This is a genomic window from Indolivaga alginatilytica, assembly GCF_003201355.1.
Taxonomy (GTDB): domain Bacteria; phylum Bacteroidota; class Bacteroidia; order Bacteroidales; family Dysgonomonadaceae; genus Dysgonomonas_A; species Dysgonomonas_A alginatilytica.
The window spans coordinates 74,319-90,717 of record NZ_QICL01000013.1 but is presented as its reverse complement, the minus strand read 5'-3'; the positions used below and the strand labels follow the sequence as shown (position 1 = coordinate 90,717).

Below are 16,399 nucleotides of genomic sequence, written 5' to 3'. Positions count from 1 at the left end.
TTTCGGGAATTGGATAATTCAGTTTTACAAGAAAGTTGAGGTAAGCCCGAAAAGGCACATTTACAGATGATTTGTTGAGTTTGAGAACGATTTGGAAATTGTATTGATGGCTTAATCTTTTTTAACGACAAAATATTCATTCTGACATTTAACATTTATAAATTTGTCACGCTTTTAACGAAAATCAAAAAATAACAATATAATATTTTCTACTTATGGCTCAAGTTGATATTCGAGAATTAAATGAACGTATAGAGAGTAAGAGTGCGTTCGTTAATATGATAATGATGGGTATGGACAAGGTGATTGTCGGACAAAAACATTTGGTCGAATCACTATTGATCGGACTATTGTCTGATGGTCATATATTACTGGAAGGTGTACCCGGATTGGCAAAAACGCTTGCAATCAAAACACTAGCTTCGTTAATTGAGGCAGATTATCACCGTATTCAGTTTACCCCCGACTTGTTGCCTGCCGATGTTGTCGGTACAATGATATACAGTCAAAAGAACGAAGAGTTCCTTATCAAGAAAGGACCTGTATTTGCTAACTTCGTATTAGCGGATGAGATTAACCGTGCTCCTGCTAAAGTACAAAGTGCTTTACTTGAGGCTATGCAGGAACGTCAGGTAACTATTGGCGAAACTACATTGAAATTACCAAAACCATTCCTGGTAATGGCAACTCAAAACCCGATAGAGCAAGAAGGTACATATCCGCTACCGGAAGCTCAGGTAGACCGTTTTATGTTGAAAGTGGTAATTAACTATCCTAAGAAAGAAGAAGAAAAACTAATTCTTCGTCAAAATATCAATGATGCTTACGAAGAAGTAAAACCTGTATTGAAAGCTGATGAAATACTTGAAGCTCGCAAGGTTGTAAAGGATGTATATTTGGATGAAAAAATAGAGAAATATATTGTTGATATAGTATTTGCAACACGTTTCCCTGCTGATAATGGTCTTCCATCATTGAAGAATATGATTGCATTTGGTGCTTCACCTCGTGCATCTATCAGTTTAGCACTGGCTTCAAGAGCTTATGCATTTATCAAACGTAGAGGATATGTAATTCCCGAAGATGTAAGAGCTGTTGCTCACGATGTATTACGTCACCGTATCGGTCTTACATACGAAGCGGAAGCAAGTAATACTACTTCTGACGAGATTGTTAGCGAAATACTAAACAAGATAGAAGTTCCTTGATCCTCGGTTGGATAATAACCGATACAAAACGAGTATCCTTTTATTATAGCATTGCAACATGTTTAGGTTGTGATGTTAGCCAAACCAATCAAAAGGTCTGTGACCTTAAAGAAAACGTAGGACATGGAAACAAGTGAATTACTAAAGAAAGTACGTCAGATAGAAATCAAAACCCGGGGATTGTCTCGCAATATTTTTGCCGGACAATATCACTCTGCATTTAAAGGCAGGGGGATGGCATTCTCGGAGGTAAGGGAATATAATTATGGTGATGATATTCGTGATATTGATTGGAATGTGACTGCCCGATATAATAAGCCTTTCATCAAGATTTTTGAAGAAGAACGCGAAATGACGGTTATGTTGCTAGTTGATGTGTCTGGAAGTCTTGACTTTGGAACTCAGAATGCAACAAAACGCGATATCATTACTGAAATAGCGGCTACCTTGTCTTTCTCGGCTATTCAGAATAATGATAAGATAGGTGTGATATTCTTTACCAATAAGATAGAGAAGTTTATACCTCCTAAAAAAGGAAAGAAACACATTCTATACATAATTCGTGAGCTTCTTGATTTTCAACCCACTCATACACAAACCGATCTTACTATGGCATTGAAGTTTTTGACTAATGCCATAAAAAAGAGATGTACAGCTTTTTTAATCTCCGATTTTCTGGATGTGTTTGACTATCAGAATGCTTTGACTATCGCTAATCGTAAGCACGATCTTGTGGCATTGCAGATATATGATAAGCTTGAAGTTGAACTGCCTTCGGTTGGTTTGATGAAGATGGTCGATGCCGAAACTCAGGAGGAAACTTGGATTGATACATCCTCTAAAAAAGTCAGAGAGCGTTATAACAGATATTACCAGAAGATGCTGTTTGAAGTACAACAGTCTTTCACAAAGAGCAGGGTGGATAATGTATCGATGAGTACCGATCAGGATTATGTAAAGGGTCTTTTGGCTTTATTTCAGAAACGAAACTATATGAGATAAATACGGGTCTTTTTGAGAGATTACTCAATAAATAGACTTGTAACTCGTAACTTATAACTTGTAACTACATATATGCTAAGGAAAAAGATATTAATACTAACTATTCTATTCAGTTGTATTTCTATACAGTTTTCGGTTGTTGCCCAACGATCAACAGCTAAAGCCACTGTACAGCCTTATGAAATAGCGATAGGACAGCAAGCTACCATTAGCTTAGAAGTTATTGCCCCCAAAGGGCGGCAAGTGGTGATGCCTGTTTTTGCCGATACTTTGGTAAGCGGCGTAGAGGTTCTCGCTATGCCTAAGGCAGATACCATTTATGCACACGAGGTAATGACTATCACTCAACGGTATATAGTTACTTCATTCGATTCGGCATTGTATCATATACCTTATATACCTGTTATAGACGGTAAGGATACAATCGAATCAAATGGTTTTGGGCTCAAAGTTGTATCACCCAATCTATCGGAAGCTACTCTCAGTTATCTGGAGCAATTAAAAACGCAACAGACCGATTCTGTCGAATTTGACAAGTTGGGAGTTTATGATATAAAAGCAATTCAGAAACCACCTTTCGTATGGCAGGATTATATTATTTATATCGTTATAACCTTGTTGGTACTCCTTCTTTTGGCAGCTATCGGTATCGGTATATATATGTATATTCAGAAAAAGAAGAAAGGTTATTACTTCAAACCTGTTGTTGTTGAACCTCCTCATGTTATTGCCTTACACGCTTTGGATCATGTGAAAGTAGAAAAACTTTGGCAGCAAGGCAAAGAGAAAGAATACTTTACGGAAGTAACCGATATATTACGGAAATATATAGAGGATCGTTTCGGTGTTAGTGCTTTTGAGATGACATCCGACGAGATACTCCATATTGTGAATAACTTTGTGACTGCCGAATCGTCGAGTGACAGCTTAAAACAGATATTGAAATTAGCCGATTTAGTGAAGTTCGCTAAATATAAACCATTTCCTGATGAAAACGATTTAAGTTTGGTAAATGCCTATTTGTTTGTGAATCAAACGAAGAAAGAAGAGGTTGCACCTCCTGCTGATCCGAACGAACCGAATCAGGGTAGTAGCACATCACAGGGAGAAGAGCCTATAAACTGGCGGATTACCGGAGACAAAGGCGGTAGTGAAAACAAGTCAACAAATGCTAATAGCTAAAAACTAAGTCCAAAATGGAATTTGCAAACCCTCGATATTTATTTTTGCTTTTATTACTGATTCCGCTCATTGGGTGGTATATTTTTAAGCTGAGAAAGGTTCAGGCGACCATCAAAATGTCGTCTACTGCCGCTTTCAGAGGAATCAGATCATCCTGGAAAGTACATTTGAGACATCTCCCTTTTGTTGTACGGCTTGTTGCAATAGCTTTAGTTATAATAGTTATAGCACGTCCTCAGGCGAGTAATTCGTGGGAAACATCACAATCGGAAGGTATTGATATTGTGATGGCGCTCGATGTGTCGGGATCAATGTTAGCACAAGACTTGAAACCTAATAGGGTAGAAGCTGCCAAAAAAGTAGCAGCCGAATTTATTTCGGATCGTGAACAAGATAAAATAGGACTTGTGATCTTTGCCGGAGAAAGCTTTACACAAGCTCCTTTGACTACCGATCATGGTGTGCTATTGAATTTGCTGCATGAAATAAGACCGGGTATGATTGAAGATGGTACTGCAATCGGTTTAGGACTGGCAAACGCAGTAAACAGATTAAAGGATAGCCAATCGAAATCTAAAGTAGTCATATTATTGACCGACGGCTCTAACAATAGAGGACAAATCGCACCGATAACAGCAGCTGAGCTTGCTCAAAGTTATGGTATACGTGTTTACACAATTGGTGTGGGAACGCAAGGTACTGCACCTGCTCCGGTTATGACTCCTTTTGGTGAACGTATCCAGAACGTACCTGTTGATATAGATGAAAAAACGCTTACTGAAATAGCTTCTGTTACTGGCGGAGAATATTTCAGAGCGGTTGACAATCAAAGTCTTAAGAATATATATACGCAGATTGATGAAATGGAGAAATACCTGATCAGTGTAAATAAAGTTACCCGTAAACAAGAACTGTATTTGCCTTATGCTTTGATGGCTATAGCCTTATTGTTGGGTGAACTTGTTTTGCGCCGAACAATATTCCGCAGTATTCCATAAGTGTAGCAATGTATATGGTATTAAGTAGTAATAAAAAGGTCTTAGACCTCACCGAATATAAAATTTAGATATGTTTCGATTTGCTAACCCCGAGTATTTGTATCTGTTGTTTATACTGCCTGTTCTGGTAGTAGGATTTATCCTGTTGAATATACAGAAACTGAAAGTTGTAAAGAAATTGGGAGATTTAAAGCTGATAAAGCGATTAATGCCCGAACTTTCTTTAAAACGTTCGTATTTGAAATTCTGGTTGATTTTTGCTGTAATTGTTTTTGGCGTAATTGTAGCTGCGCGTCCTCAATTCGGTACAAAAATAGAAAAAGTAGATAAGAAAGGTATTGAATTGGTGATCGCCATTGACGTATCTAATTCGATGTTGGCACGAGATGTAAATCCTGACCGATTATCTAAGGCTAAGCAAATCTTGACTCGAATCATTGATGAGAGAAAGAATGATAAAGTGGCTATTGTAGTATTTGCCGGAGAGGCTTATGTACAATTACCGATGACTACGGATATTCAATCGGCAAAGATATTCCTCGAAAATATAGATCCCTCTTTAGTACCTGTTCAGGGAACTGTAATTGGAAGTGCTATCAATATTGCCATGAATAGCTTTACGAGTGATAAAGAAGTCGATAAATCGATAATTCTTATTACTGATGGTGAAGACCATGAGGATAATGGAGTGCAATTGGCAGAACAAGCCGCAGCTGCAGGTATTCAGATCAATGTAGTAGGGGTAGGAACTCCCGAAGGTTCACCTATTCCCGTATCTCCTACAAGCAATGAAATGAAGAAAGACAGCGAAGGTAATATTGTTGTTACTAAGTTGAACGAAGATATGTGTAAGCAAATCGCTCAGGCAGGAAAAGGTATGTATGTAAGAGCTGATAATTCTAATAATGCATTAAAAAGCTTGCAAGCCGAACTTGATAAACTGCAAAAGAAAAATGTAGAAGGAAGTGCATACTCTGAATACGATGAGAAGTTTCAATTCTTCGCTTGGTGTATGTTGATTCTGTTGTTAGTTGAAATATGTATTTTCGATAAGAAAAATAGAATATTCAGAAACATCAGATTATTTAGATAATAAAGGTCAATACTTCTGCTTTGGTAGAACGATATGACAAAAAATGGTTGAAAGTACTTATAAGGTGATTATGAAACAAATAACTCTTACTATATTAATGTTAGCCGTTTCTTTCGGGCTTTTTGCTCAGCGTGAGGTGAGAAAGGCTGTCAGAGAAGGAAATAAATCGTATAATGAGCAATTGTACAATGCAGCCGAAGCCAGTTACAAAGATGCTTTGACTAAAAACGTATCTTCAAAGGAAGCTATTTATAATCTGGCGAATACATATTATAAGCAAGGTAATATAGATGAGGCTTTGAAAACTTATCAACAATATCTTGCTGCCGAGAATACAGATCCTGTAAAGATGAGTACTGCATGGCATAACGTAGGAAACTCTTTCCTGAGAAAAAAAGACCTTAAACAATCGATGGAGTCTTATAAAAAGGCATTGAGATTAAATCCTAATGATGAGGAAACCAGATACAATTTGGCAACGGTTCAAAAGATGATTCAAGATCAGGACAATAAGGATAAGGATAAAGACAAGGATAAGGATAAAAACAAAGATCAGAACAAGGATCAAAATAAAGACCAGAATAAAGATCAAAATAAGGATCAGGATAAAGATAAAGATCAAAAACAAGATCAGAAGAAAGACGATCAGAAACAAGATCAGCAAAACCAGATGTCGCAGGAAAATATTCAACAATTACTGCAAGCGATCGAACAAGACGAAAAAGAAACACAAGAGCGTGTTCAACAACTAAAAGCTGCAGAACGAAAGAAGCAGAACGAGAATAATAGAAAACAAGGTAAAGACTGGTAAGATAGATGGGTGTGACTAATAAGGCTGCAACATTTAAGTTTCTTGTTATTTTACTTTTGTTTGCTTCTATTGAAATGCTGAACGCTGGAGATATAACTTTTGAAGTAAAGTATCCTCGGGTGGTTAATGCTGGTGAAACATTTCGTTTAGAATATATCTTAAAAGGGAGTAGAGAGGGGATAAATTTCATGCCTCCTAAGTTTTCTGATGGATTTGAAATGAAAAGTGGACCACATATCTATAACTATTCAGGCTCATCGGATGGCGATTATGAGATATGGAAGTCATTTCTTTACATTGTGCAGGCTAATAAAAAAGGAGTTTTTACAATACCTGTTTCTGCTATAGAAGTTGAAGGAAAAGAATATAAAACAAGTATAGTTGAGTTGAAAGTACTTGGAGAGCATGAGAGTAAGGAAGAGTATTACGACATTGATGCTTTTTTGAGAACGCAAGTTTCAAGACCAGAGATATATGAAGGTGAAGCTGTTGTTTTATCTTGTCAATTGTTTACAAAAGTACGGTTGCTTTCAGTCAAACAAATAGACTATCCCGTATTGGATGATTTTGAAGTCGGAAGTAAACCTTTTTATGATCATCAGGGTATTCCGGTTTTTAGAAAAGAAGATTACAATGGAAGCCAATATTCGGTGTCGGATTTACGGAAAATTATTATCTACCCCAATCGTACAGGTAAACTGGCTATAACAGAGGTTGAAGCGTCTTTGAGTTTTGATACAAGGATATTGGATCGGACAAAAAGAGGATATTATGCCGGTGAAGATCAAGTTAGAGGTGTAGATAAGTTGTTTAAGTCTGAACCAATATCAGTAAGAGTTGTTAGATTACCTGGGAATAAACCGGACGATTTTTCAGATGCAATAGGTAAATTTAAACTACGATCCGAAATTAAAGGTTCTCAGCCAAAGGTTGGAGACCTTTTTGCTCTGAGCTTGATTGTTGACGGGGTGGGTGATTTAAGTATAGCTTCGGCTCCGGTTTTAGATCTGCCTGAGGGTATTGAGGTGTATGATATGAAGAGTGAGGATTATTCGTTCTTTGGAGATTTGGGAATACAGAGTGACAAAACTTTTGGATATCTGTTGATCGCTCAGAAAGCAGGTACTTATAGAATTCCTCCCGTGAGGTTTGTGTATTTGGATACCGATTCGGGTACATATAAAGTACTCACTTCTTCGGAGTATACGGTTACAGTAACAGAGCCTAAGCTCAAAGGTACTGTAGTTGCCGGTCTATATTGATATATATATTTATATTTGCAGAAATATAATAAATGAGAATAAACCAGTATTTATATAAATAGGGATTAGTTAAAGAAATATGATAATGTACAGGCTAAAGATGCAAAGACATTTGTTATTATGGATACTTTTATTCCTTAGTTTAGGATTAAATGCCCAGAATGTAAAATTTACAGCTAATGCTCCTGCCGCAGTTGCTAAGGGAGATCAATTCAGACTGGTTTACACATTAAGGGGAGGAGACGGAAGTAATATTAATGCCCCGTCGTCGATCAAAGGATTTGAAATTTTATATGGACCGGCTATGTCGTCGAGTTCCAGTACTCAGATTATAAATGGTAATGTGACTACAGATTCTTCGGAGTCTTATATTTATACATTAAGTGCCAGTTCGGAAGGTACATTCACTATTCCGGCAGCTACAATAACGGTTAACGGTAAAAGTTATACTTCAAATACGGTTCAGGTAAAAGTATTACCTCCCGATAAAAATGCACAAGCTCAGCAATCGGGCAATGGTGGAGGCGGAGGCGGTCAAGCTTCCACTGCAACATCTACTGCTCAGAATATAAATTCTACAGATGCCTTTATACGGGCGATAGTATCTAAATCGAAAGTTTCAGAGCAAGAATCTTTTGTAGTTACTTTCCGTTTCTATACTACACTTGAAGTTCGGGATATTGGTAAAATAGAATTTCCCGAATTTGATGGTTTTATGGTTGAAGAACAACCTTTAACACCTACTCGTCAGATGGTTTTTGAGCATTATAATGGTCGAAACTATTATGCTGTAGATTTAAGAAGGACACTTCTTTTTCCGCAACGGTCGGGTAAAATAACTATACCGTCGGGTAAGATAGAGATGGTATTTAATGTGAAGTCAGGCAAAACCGTTCAAACGTTTTTCGGACCTCAATATGTAATGACCGATGTCAAGAAAACCATGACTACAAGCCCTCTTACTATTGATGTAAGCCCATTGCCGGACGGAAAACCTGCTGATTTCTCAAATGGAGTAGGTACATTCTCCATGACACCTTCTATCTCGGCTACGGATATAAAAGCAAATGATCCTGTGACAATCAAGCTGGTTATTTCGGGTACAGGTAATATGAAGTTGATTAAGACCCCCACATTGGAACTTCCTAAAGATTTTGAGTCTTACGATCCCAAGATCACCAATGATTTGAAATATACGGATAATGGTCTCACCGGAACAAAAACGATTGAATATCTGTTTATTCCCCGTTATCAGGGTACGTTCAAAATACCACCTTTGTCATTATCCTATTTCGATATTAAGACAAGGTCGTATAAAACAATTTCTACACCCGAATATACACTGAATGTGGCGAAAGATCCGCATGCAGGAAGTAACTCGGCTACGAGCTTCACCCAGTCGGATGTTCAGGTAGAGCAAGATATCAGACATATTAAAACAGGTAAACCCTCTTTGGTTTCTGTAGACAGCTTTGTTTTCGGATCACTTGGTTATTGGTTGTGGTATATAATACCATCGCTCTTATTTGTAATTTTCTTTATTCTCTATCGAAAACAAATTCAGGAGAATGCGGATATTGCCAGAATGAAAACCAAGCGAGCTAATAAAGTGGCAGTTAAGCGTCTTAAATTGGCAGGAAAATATCTACAGGCTCATAAGAAAGAGCAATTCTATGAAGAGATATTACGTGCGGCTTGGGGTTATTTAAGTGATAAGCTTGTTATTCCTGTAGCTGAATTGAGCAGGGATAATATCGAACAGGAACTGATCAGATTCGGGGCTTCTCAGGAACTGATAACCAAGTTTATTTCCATATTGGATACCTGCGAGTTTGCCCGCTATGCTCCTGTTGAATCAGACACGGCAATGGACGACCTGTATAAGGATGCAGTGGATGCAATTGGTGAAATGGAAAATTCTAGAATCAAAAAGTAAGTTTGGTATGAAACAGTTATTAATATCATTTTTAATCATAATTTCCACCTTTGGCATAAGTGCTCAAAATGTGGCGGAACAAGCTGCTAAAGCATATCAGGAAGGCGATTTCAGAGATGCTATAACCCTTCTCGAAGGCGAAATAAAGGCTCAGAAAGAACAAGGTAAAGTGTCATCCGAATTATATTATAATTTAGGTAACGCATATTTCAGGGTGAATGAAATTCCTTTGGCTATACTGAATTATGAACGGGCTCAGTTATATAATCCGGGAGACCGCGATATAAAGCATAATATAGAGTATGCCCAAACGAAAATAGAAGACAAAATTCTTACAGCAGATAATTTCTTTCTTAAGATGTGGTTCGAAGGCGTAAGGGATCTTCTTCCTTCCAATAGTTGGGCTATGTTGTCAATTGTATTCTTTATTTTTTTTGTAGGTAACCTGTTCTTGTTTTTCTTTAGTGCAAAACTGGTATTGAAGAAGACCGGATTTTATACGGGAATAGTATTGTTCGGACTGCTTATCTTTACAAATGTATTTGCTTATACTCAAAAGAAGAATGTCGAGAATAGAGATACGGCTATCGTTATGGCAGGTTCGGCTCCTGTTGTGAGTTCGCCAAACACCACTTCCAAAGAATTATTTGTTTTACATGCAGGTACTAAGGTTACAATAACCAAAGTGGATGGTAGCTGGTATGAAATAGAAATTGCTGATGGTAGTGTTGGTTGGATTCAGGTAGATAAATTAGAAATAATTTGAGGAGTTACAGGAAACAGTCTGAGTAACTTATTATGATACGAATTTATCTATCTAGCAGAGAACCGTAGCGGCGTAAAAAAACAGTAAACAAGGGAAAAATAAAACCCGTGAAAAAAGTGTTACTTTTGTTACCTTTGTAACCTTTTTGACGATTATCGTTTGATCTATAGTTGTTTACCTAAATCTCAAAAGTGACACTTTTTTAGTCATCTACCGTTACTTTTGTTACCTTAATTGTTTACTTTCTGTAACTAATAACTTATAACTGGCATATGATAGAAACTAATCCCGAGAGTCTGGTTGAACAGATTTTACCTTACGAAAGAGAAACTTTCCTTTGGTTAAATGAATTCCATAACGTCTTTTGGGACAGTTTTATGTGGATGTATAGTGGTAAAGCAACTTGGATTCCTTTGGTATTAGTTGGTTTAGGTGTTTTTTTCTATAAAATGCCGTGGAAACAATCTGTATTATTACTTGTCTGCATGGTATTGGTCGGTTTATTGTGCGATCAATTATCAGCAGGAGTAATAAAACCGATATTCGAACGATTGCGTCCGACCCATCATCCCGATTTTAAGGATTATGTAACTATTGTAAATAATTACAGAGGGGGGCGGTTCGGCTTTATCTCCGCTCATGCAGCCAATGGTTTTGGTATTGCAACTTTTCTGTCCCTGGTATTTAAATACAGGCGTTTTACAGTCGTTATCTTTTCGTGGGCGACTCTTACATGTTATTCACGTATATATTTAGGTGTTCATTTTATATCGGATGTAATAGGTGGAATGCTTTTAGGCGGTATAGTGGGTTTTCTTGTATATCTGCTTTTCCAATACGGACGTTTACGGCTTCTAAAGCAAACTCCGGAAGAATTACGTGTACCTGCTTACTCTCATTTTCGAGCCAATATTGTCTGTATAACCATAGCTGTGATAGTCATAACACTTTTTATCATAAGCTTTATGAATTTTATGTACGGGTTTCGTTGGTTCTTTTAAAATGATTGCTTAATTTTAAAGCAACAATCTTAGTCTGAACCTTAACATATTTCATCATGACAAAAACTATTGCATACAATGAGCTTCGTAAGATTAAAGACAGTTTGCCCGATGGAAGTATTCATAAGATGGCAAAAGAATTGAACCTGACTGTAGAAACCGTACGGAATTATTTCGGTGGACATAGTTACAAAGAGGGTCAAAGTTGTGGGGTACATATCGAGGCAGGTCCCAATGGTGGGATTGTATTACTCGAAGATACCTCTATACTGAATATGGCTTTAGAGATGATTGACAAAGAAAAAAAGTAAAAACATTATGGGCGATAAATTCGTAACACTTGCCATTCATACAAATGAAAAGGCTCAGATTTTGAAATCGGTACTTGAGAGTGAAAATATCTCGGTGTTGATGGAGGATGTCGGGGACAAAGATTCCAATGCAATAACAGGGGTACGTCTGAGAATTAATGAATCGGATTTACCTAAGGCATTGAATGTAGTGGAAAGTCGTAACTTATTTAGCTACAGTGAACCCGAGACCTACAGAACAGACGATGGACGCAAGCGTATTCTGGTACCTGTCGATTTTTCAGATTACTCATTAAAGGCTTGCCGGATAGCTTTTAATCTAGCCAAAGAAATTAAGGCTAAGGTTAAAATTATCCACGTATATTTTAATCCCTACTATCCTACCGCATTACCTATGGCAGAGGCATTCGCCTACCAAGGTAAGGAGGAAGCCGATTTTCAAAATATACTGGAAAGGGTAAATAAGGATATCCAAAAACTATGTAATACTATTGATGAAAAAATAGCAAGCGGAGAATTTCCACCAATCAATTATTCTTATGTACTGAAAGAAGGATTGCCCGAGGAGGAAATTGTAGCTTATGCTAAGGATTATAAGCCTTCATTGATAGTGATGGGAACACGAGGTAAAGATCAGAAAAGTGCTGATCTGATCGGTAGTGTTACAGCAGAAGTTATTGAGATGACCGGAATACCTCTATTGGCAATCCCCGAGAGAACGTCTTTTACCGATTTCCACCAAGTAAAGAATATTTCTTTTCTGACTAATTTCAGTCAAAGAGATTTAGTATCCTTTGCTGCAATGATGGAGTTTTTCAATCATGAGGAGGTTAAAATACATCTGACTCATATTGAAGATAAGAAAACGGATAAGTGGACTCTTATAAAACTGGAAGGAATACAATCGTATTTCGAAAAACAGTATAGTAATATTAAAATTGATTATAAACTGATATCGAGTACTGATAGCCTCGTAAGTCTAGAGCAGTTTGTAGAAGCGGCCAATATAGATATAATAGCATTGACTACAGCAAAGAGGAACTTATTTACACGTATGTTCCGTCCCAGCGTATCTCGCAAAATGTTATTTCAATCTGATATCCCGTTATTCGTTTTACGGGGGTAACTACTTATTTGTTTTTGCAAGCATATCGAATATAGAATCCGCCCGTTTATTATCGGGTAGATTCTATATTTGTTGTAAATAAGGTCTGAGACCTTTTTGTAACTTCGATAAGTAAAATAGCAAAACCTGCTATGATTTATAGATGCATCATTATATACTATTAATAAACCAATGAAGAAGACTATCGCGATGGCAATGACAGGACTGTCGATCGTCTTAGGAAGTTGTGGGGGGAATAACCCGCAGAATACAACTTCGCAAGATGATGATTTTAAGTATGAAGTAGACGCATTTGCAGATTTGCAGATATTGCGTTATAAGGTTCCCGAGTTTGAGTCCCTGACTTTGGAGCAGAAAGAACTAGTATATTATTTGGCTCAGGCAGCAGCCGAAGGGCGTGATATTTTATTCGATCAAAACGGAAAATACAATTTGGCAATCCGTCGTACATTAGAGGCTATATATGCAAATTATAGTGGAGATAAAACTGATAAGAATTATCAGGAATTCGAAACTTACTTGAAAAGAGTTTGGTTCTCGAATGGAATTCACCATCACTATGGAGAGGAAAAGTTCTTACCGGGATTTTCAAAAGAATTCTTTGAGGCAGAAGTCAAAAAGCTTCCTGCGGATAAAGTTCCTGTAATGGAAAATCAAAGTATTGACGATTTCTTTGCAATGATAGAGCCTGTGATGTTCGATCCGAATGTAATGGCGAAGAAAGTAAATCAGGCTGACGGTGTAGACTTAATCAAAACCTCTGCTAACAACTATTATGGTGAAGGAGTAACACAGGACGAGGTCGAAGCATTCTATGCCAAAATGAAGAACCCGAACGATTCCACTCCAATCATGTACGGAATGAATAGTCGTCTGGTAAAAGAAAACGGCAAATTAGTAGAGAAAGTCTGGAAAGTGGGAGGATTATATTCTCCGGCAATAGAACGCATCGTAGGGTGGCTCGAGAAAGCTAAAGGTGTTGCCGAAAACGATGCGCAAAAGACCGTTATCGAAAAACTTATCTCATTCTATACAACAGGTGATTTAAGAACATTCGATAAATATGCTATAGCTTGGGTTCAAGATTCATTATCGCGAGTAGACTTCGTGAATGGATTTACCGAAAGCTATGGAGATCCTCTGGGAATGAAAGCCAGTTGGGAATCTACAGTTAACTTCAAAAATACCGAAGCTACAAAGCGTACCGAGATAATCAGTACGAATGCACAGTGGTTCGAAGATCATTCACCCGTTGATCCACGTTTCCGCAAAGAAGAGGTAAAAGGCGTAACCGCTAAGGTTATTACCGTTGCCCAATTGGGAGGTGACTGTTATCCTTCTACGCCTATTGGTATAAACTTACCTAACTCGAACTGGATACGTAAAGACTATGGGTCTAAGTCTGTGACTATCGAAAATATAATGGAAGCATACGATAAGGCTGCCGAGCATAGCGGATTTAGCGATGAGTTTGTATGGTCGCCTGTTGAATTGGATTTGCTTCATAAATATGGTTTTATCACAGATGTATTACATACAGATTTACACGAGATACTGGGACATGGCTCGGGACAATTGATGCCTGGAGTTGATCCTGATGCTCTGAAGGCTTATGGTTCGACTATTGAAGAAGCTCGTGCTGACCTGTTCGGTTTGTATTATATTGCTGATCCTAAATTAGTAGAGCTGGGTATTATTCCAAGTGCAGATGCATTTAAAGCAGAATACTATCGCTTTATGATGAATGGCTTGATGACTCAGTTGACACGTATCGAGCCGGGCAAAACTATAGAGGAAGCACATATGCGTAATCGTCAACTAATCGCCAGATGGGTATATGAAAAAGGTAAATCTGATAATGTAGTTGAATTTAAAGAACGTGACGGCAAGACTTTTGTTGTTGTAAATGACTATGCTAAACTACGCAATCTGTTCGGTCAATTATTGGCTGAAATACAGCGTGTGAAATCGGAAGGAGATTTTAATGGAGCTAAGAGTCTGGTCGAAAATTATGCTGTACAGGTAGATCAAAAGCTGTTAACAGAAGTTCTAGCGAGGTACAAAGCTCTTAATTTAAAACCATATAAAGGTTTTGTGAATCCTGTTTTTGAGGCTGTAACAGACAAAGACGGTAAAATTATTGATGTCAAGATTTCCTATAAAGAAGGCTATGTAGAGCAGATGTTGAGATATTCTAAAGACTTCTCCTCATTGCGAACCTATAATTGATTAACTCACGATCATTGATAAATGTGAAAAGAGCTTGCCATTTTATTCGGCAAGCTCTTTTTTAATTGGGGGTAAAGATATTTATTGCTACATTAGGAATAATGCAAATTTTGATTATTTTTGCACTATCTAATCCTAACTTATAAGTGAGAGAATATACTCTCATCCTTAAAGAATCAACCTTAAATATAATAACTAACCATCTTGTGATTATGAGTAAAAAACTATTCTGTACACTACTGTTGACTCTATTGGTCGGCTATTCTTTTGCTTCGGACTTAGATTCCGACGAACCGACCCAGAAACGAGAAACATTACATGACACTAAAACCTCTTTCAAGGATTTTAGGTTTTCTGTCGGTGGTGGCTATGCCAGACGCCTTGGTAAAAAAGACGACATGGGCGATGCAACCCTCAATAAATTATTAGATAAAGTACAAAATCAAGTATTTCTGGAAATTGACGGACAATATTTTTTCAAAGAAACATGGGGCATAGGTCTTAGTGTTAATAATGCTTTTGGATCAGGAGACGTTCAAGGGCAAACATTTAAGACTAATCTTTTATATGTTGGACCTACTTTTTCTATGCGTTTCGATTTTGATAAATTTCTTTTATTAGGTAATATTGGTTTCGGACCTTTGTTTTATGGTGAAGATTATCAGGGAATTATTGCAGATACGTTTAATAAAACAACACTTGGATTTCAGACCAATTTCGGAGCAGAGTATAAATTAAACCGAAACTTGGGTTTGGGTATAAAACTGGGATGGATTTCCGGGAGTTATAATTTAGAAATGAATGGTGGTGAAGACTATAGAATGAATCTCTCCAATTTTAATATTGGTACTTATTTAAGCTTTAGAACATGGTAAAGAAGAACATACTAACCGTCTTATTGCTGGCTTGCATTGCAATGGTCAGCACAAGTGCTACTGCTTCGAAGAAGGTGACGCCCGATTCAGGGAAGTGTCTGATATATTTTATCCGTCCCGGAGCGTCGGCATTAGCTATCAAATTTAAACTATACGACAATGAGGTGCTCGTAGATAAATTAGGACATAGTAATTATATTGCCTATGAGTGTGATCCGGGCGAGCATATTTTTGTCATCAAATCAGAGAATACCGATTACCTGGAAGCAAATCTCGACGCAAATAAAGTTTATCTGGTAGAATGCTCAGTCCAGCCGGGAATAGTAAAAGCCAGGGTTGCGTTTGATCCGATTTCTCCTGAGCACAAGAAATTTGAAAAGAAGAAAAAGGATATTTTGAAGCTAATCGGTAATGCCAAGAAAGGCAAAGAAGCAGACCAAGACGAAGACGAGACCGAATTTGAAGGGATGAGTTCTACCATGAAGAAATTTTATGAAAATAAGGAAAAAGGGAAGAAGATAAAACAACTTAATCCTGATATGGCTGTAGAACTCGAAATGGAAGAAATACTGTAACTTGTTTCTATACTTATAATAAAA

The 16,399-nt window shown here is 37.4% G+C and carries 15 protein-coding genes; all 15 read left to right on the top strand.

Annotated features, from left to right (window positions below; genetic code table 11):
* Positions 1-215 precede the first annotated feature (215 nt).
* The 15 genes from CLV62_RS11365 (at position 216) to CLV62_RS11295 (ending at position 16,375) form a co-directional block, all read left to right on the top strand.
* On the top strand, positions 216-1,208 hold the full coding sequence (locus CLV62_RS11365) for an AAA family ATPase (RefSeq protein WP_050709890.1): 993 nt from the start codon (positions 216-218) through the stop codon (positions 1,206-1,208).
* A 123-nt stretch (positions 1,209-1,331) separates the two neighbouring features.
* Complete coding sequence (locus CLV62_RS11360; RefSeq protein WP_110310901.1) at positions 1,332-2,210, top strand: DUF58 domain-containing protein; 879 nt, start codon at positions 1,332-1,334, stop codon at positions 2,208-2,210.
* A gap of 72 nt (positions 2,211-2,282) precedes the next feature.
* Positions 2,283-3,392 carry a hypothetical protein gene (locus tag CLV62_RS11355; protein ID WP_110310900.1) on the top strand — a complete coding sequence of 370 codons (1,110 nt, stop codon included), beginning with the start codon at positions 2,283-2,285 and terminating at the stop codon, positions 3,390-3,392.
* 14 nt (positions 3,393-3,406) lie between these two features.
* A complete protein-coding gene (locus tag CLV62_RS11350; RefSeq protein WP_110310899.1) occupies positions 3,407-4,390 on the top strand; it encodes a vWA domain-containing protein in 984 nt (327 codons plus the stop codon).
* Between the two features lie 70 nt (positions 4,391-4,460).
* Positions 4,461-5,483: a vWA domain-containing protein gene (locus CLV62_RS11345; protein WP_110310898.1), complete on the top strand. Its 1,023-nt coding sequence runs from the start codon at positions 4,461-4,463 to the stop codon at positions 5,481-5,483.
* A gap of 70 nt (positions 5,484-5,553) precedes the next feature.
* Positions 5,554-6,294 carry a tetratricopeptide repeat protein gene (locus tag CLV62_RS11340; protein ID WP_110310930.1) on the top strand — a complete coding sequence of 247 codons (741 nt, stop codon included), beginning with the start codon at positions 5,554-5,556 and terminating at the stop codon, positions 6,292-6,294.
* 5 nt (positions 6,295-6,299) lie between these two features.
* Positions 6,300-7,556, top strand: coding sequence for a BatD family protein (locus CLV62_RS11335; protein WP_110310897.1), 1,257 nt, complete (start codon positions 6,300-6,302; stop codon positions 7,554-7,556).
* 100 nt (positions 7,557-7,656) lie between these two features.
* Complete coding sequence (locus CLV62_RS11330; protein WP_110310896.1) at positions 7,657-9,492, top strand: BatD family protein; 1,836 nt, start codon at positions 7,657-7,659, stop codon at positions 9,490-9,492.
* A gap of 7 nt (positions 9,493-9,499) precedes the next feature.
* Positions 9,500-10,258 (top strand): SH3 domain-containing protein, encoded by a 759-nt coding sequence (locus CLV62_RS11325; protein WP_110310929.1) that lies wholly within the window; start codon positions 9,500-9,502, stop codon positions 10,256-10,258.
* Between the two features lie 272 nt (positions 10,259-10,530).
* Positions 10,531-11,259 (top strand): phosphatase PAP2 family protein, encoded by a 729-nt coding sequence (locus CLV62_RS11320; protein WP_110310895.1) that lies wholly within the window; start codon positions 10,531-10,533, stop codon positions 11,257-11,259.
* Between the two features lie 56 nt (positions 11,260-11,315).
* Complete coding sequence (locus tag CLV62_RS11315) at positions 11,316-11,570, top strand: DNA-binding protein (protein WP_110310894.1); 255 nt, start codon at positions 11,316-11,318, stop codon at positions 11,568-11,570.
* A 7-nt stretch (positions 11,571-11,577) separates the two neighbouring features.
* The gene (locus tag CLV62_RS11310) at positions 11,578-12,696 is read left to right on the top strand and encodes a universal stress protein (protein ID WP_110310928.1); all 1,119 of its coding nucleotides are present in this window, start codon (positions 11,578-11,580) and stop codon (positions 12,694-12,696) included.
* A gap of 171 nt (positions 12,697-12,867) precedes the next feature.
* Positions 12,868-14,925 carry a dipeptidyl-peptidase 3 family protein gene (locus CLV62_RS11305; RefSeq protein ID WP_110310893.1) on the top strand — a complete coding sequence of 686 codons (2,058 nt, stop codon included), beginning with the start codon at positions 12,868-12,870 and terminating at the stop codon, positions 14,923-14,925.
* A 212-nt stretch (positions 14,926-15,137) separates the two neighbouring features.
* The gene (locus CLV62_RS11300) at positions 15,138-15,800 is read left to right on the top strand and encodes an outer membrane beta-barrel protein (RefSeq protein WP_110310892.1); all 663 of its coding nucleotides are present in this window, start codon (positions 15,138-15,140) and stop codon (positions 15,798-15,800) included.
* Positions 15,794-16,375, top strand: coding sequence for a hypothetical protein (locus tag CLV62_RS11295; protein WP_110310891.1), 582 nt, complete (start codon positions 15,794-15,796; stop codon positions 16,373-16,375). The genes CLV62_RS11300 and CLV62_RS11295 overlap by 7 nt, the downstream gene beginning before the upstream one ends.
* Positions 16,376-16,399: the final 24 nt, after the last annotated feature.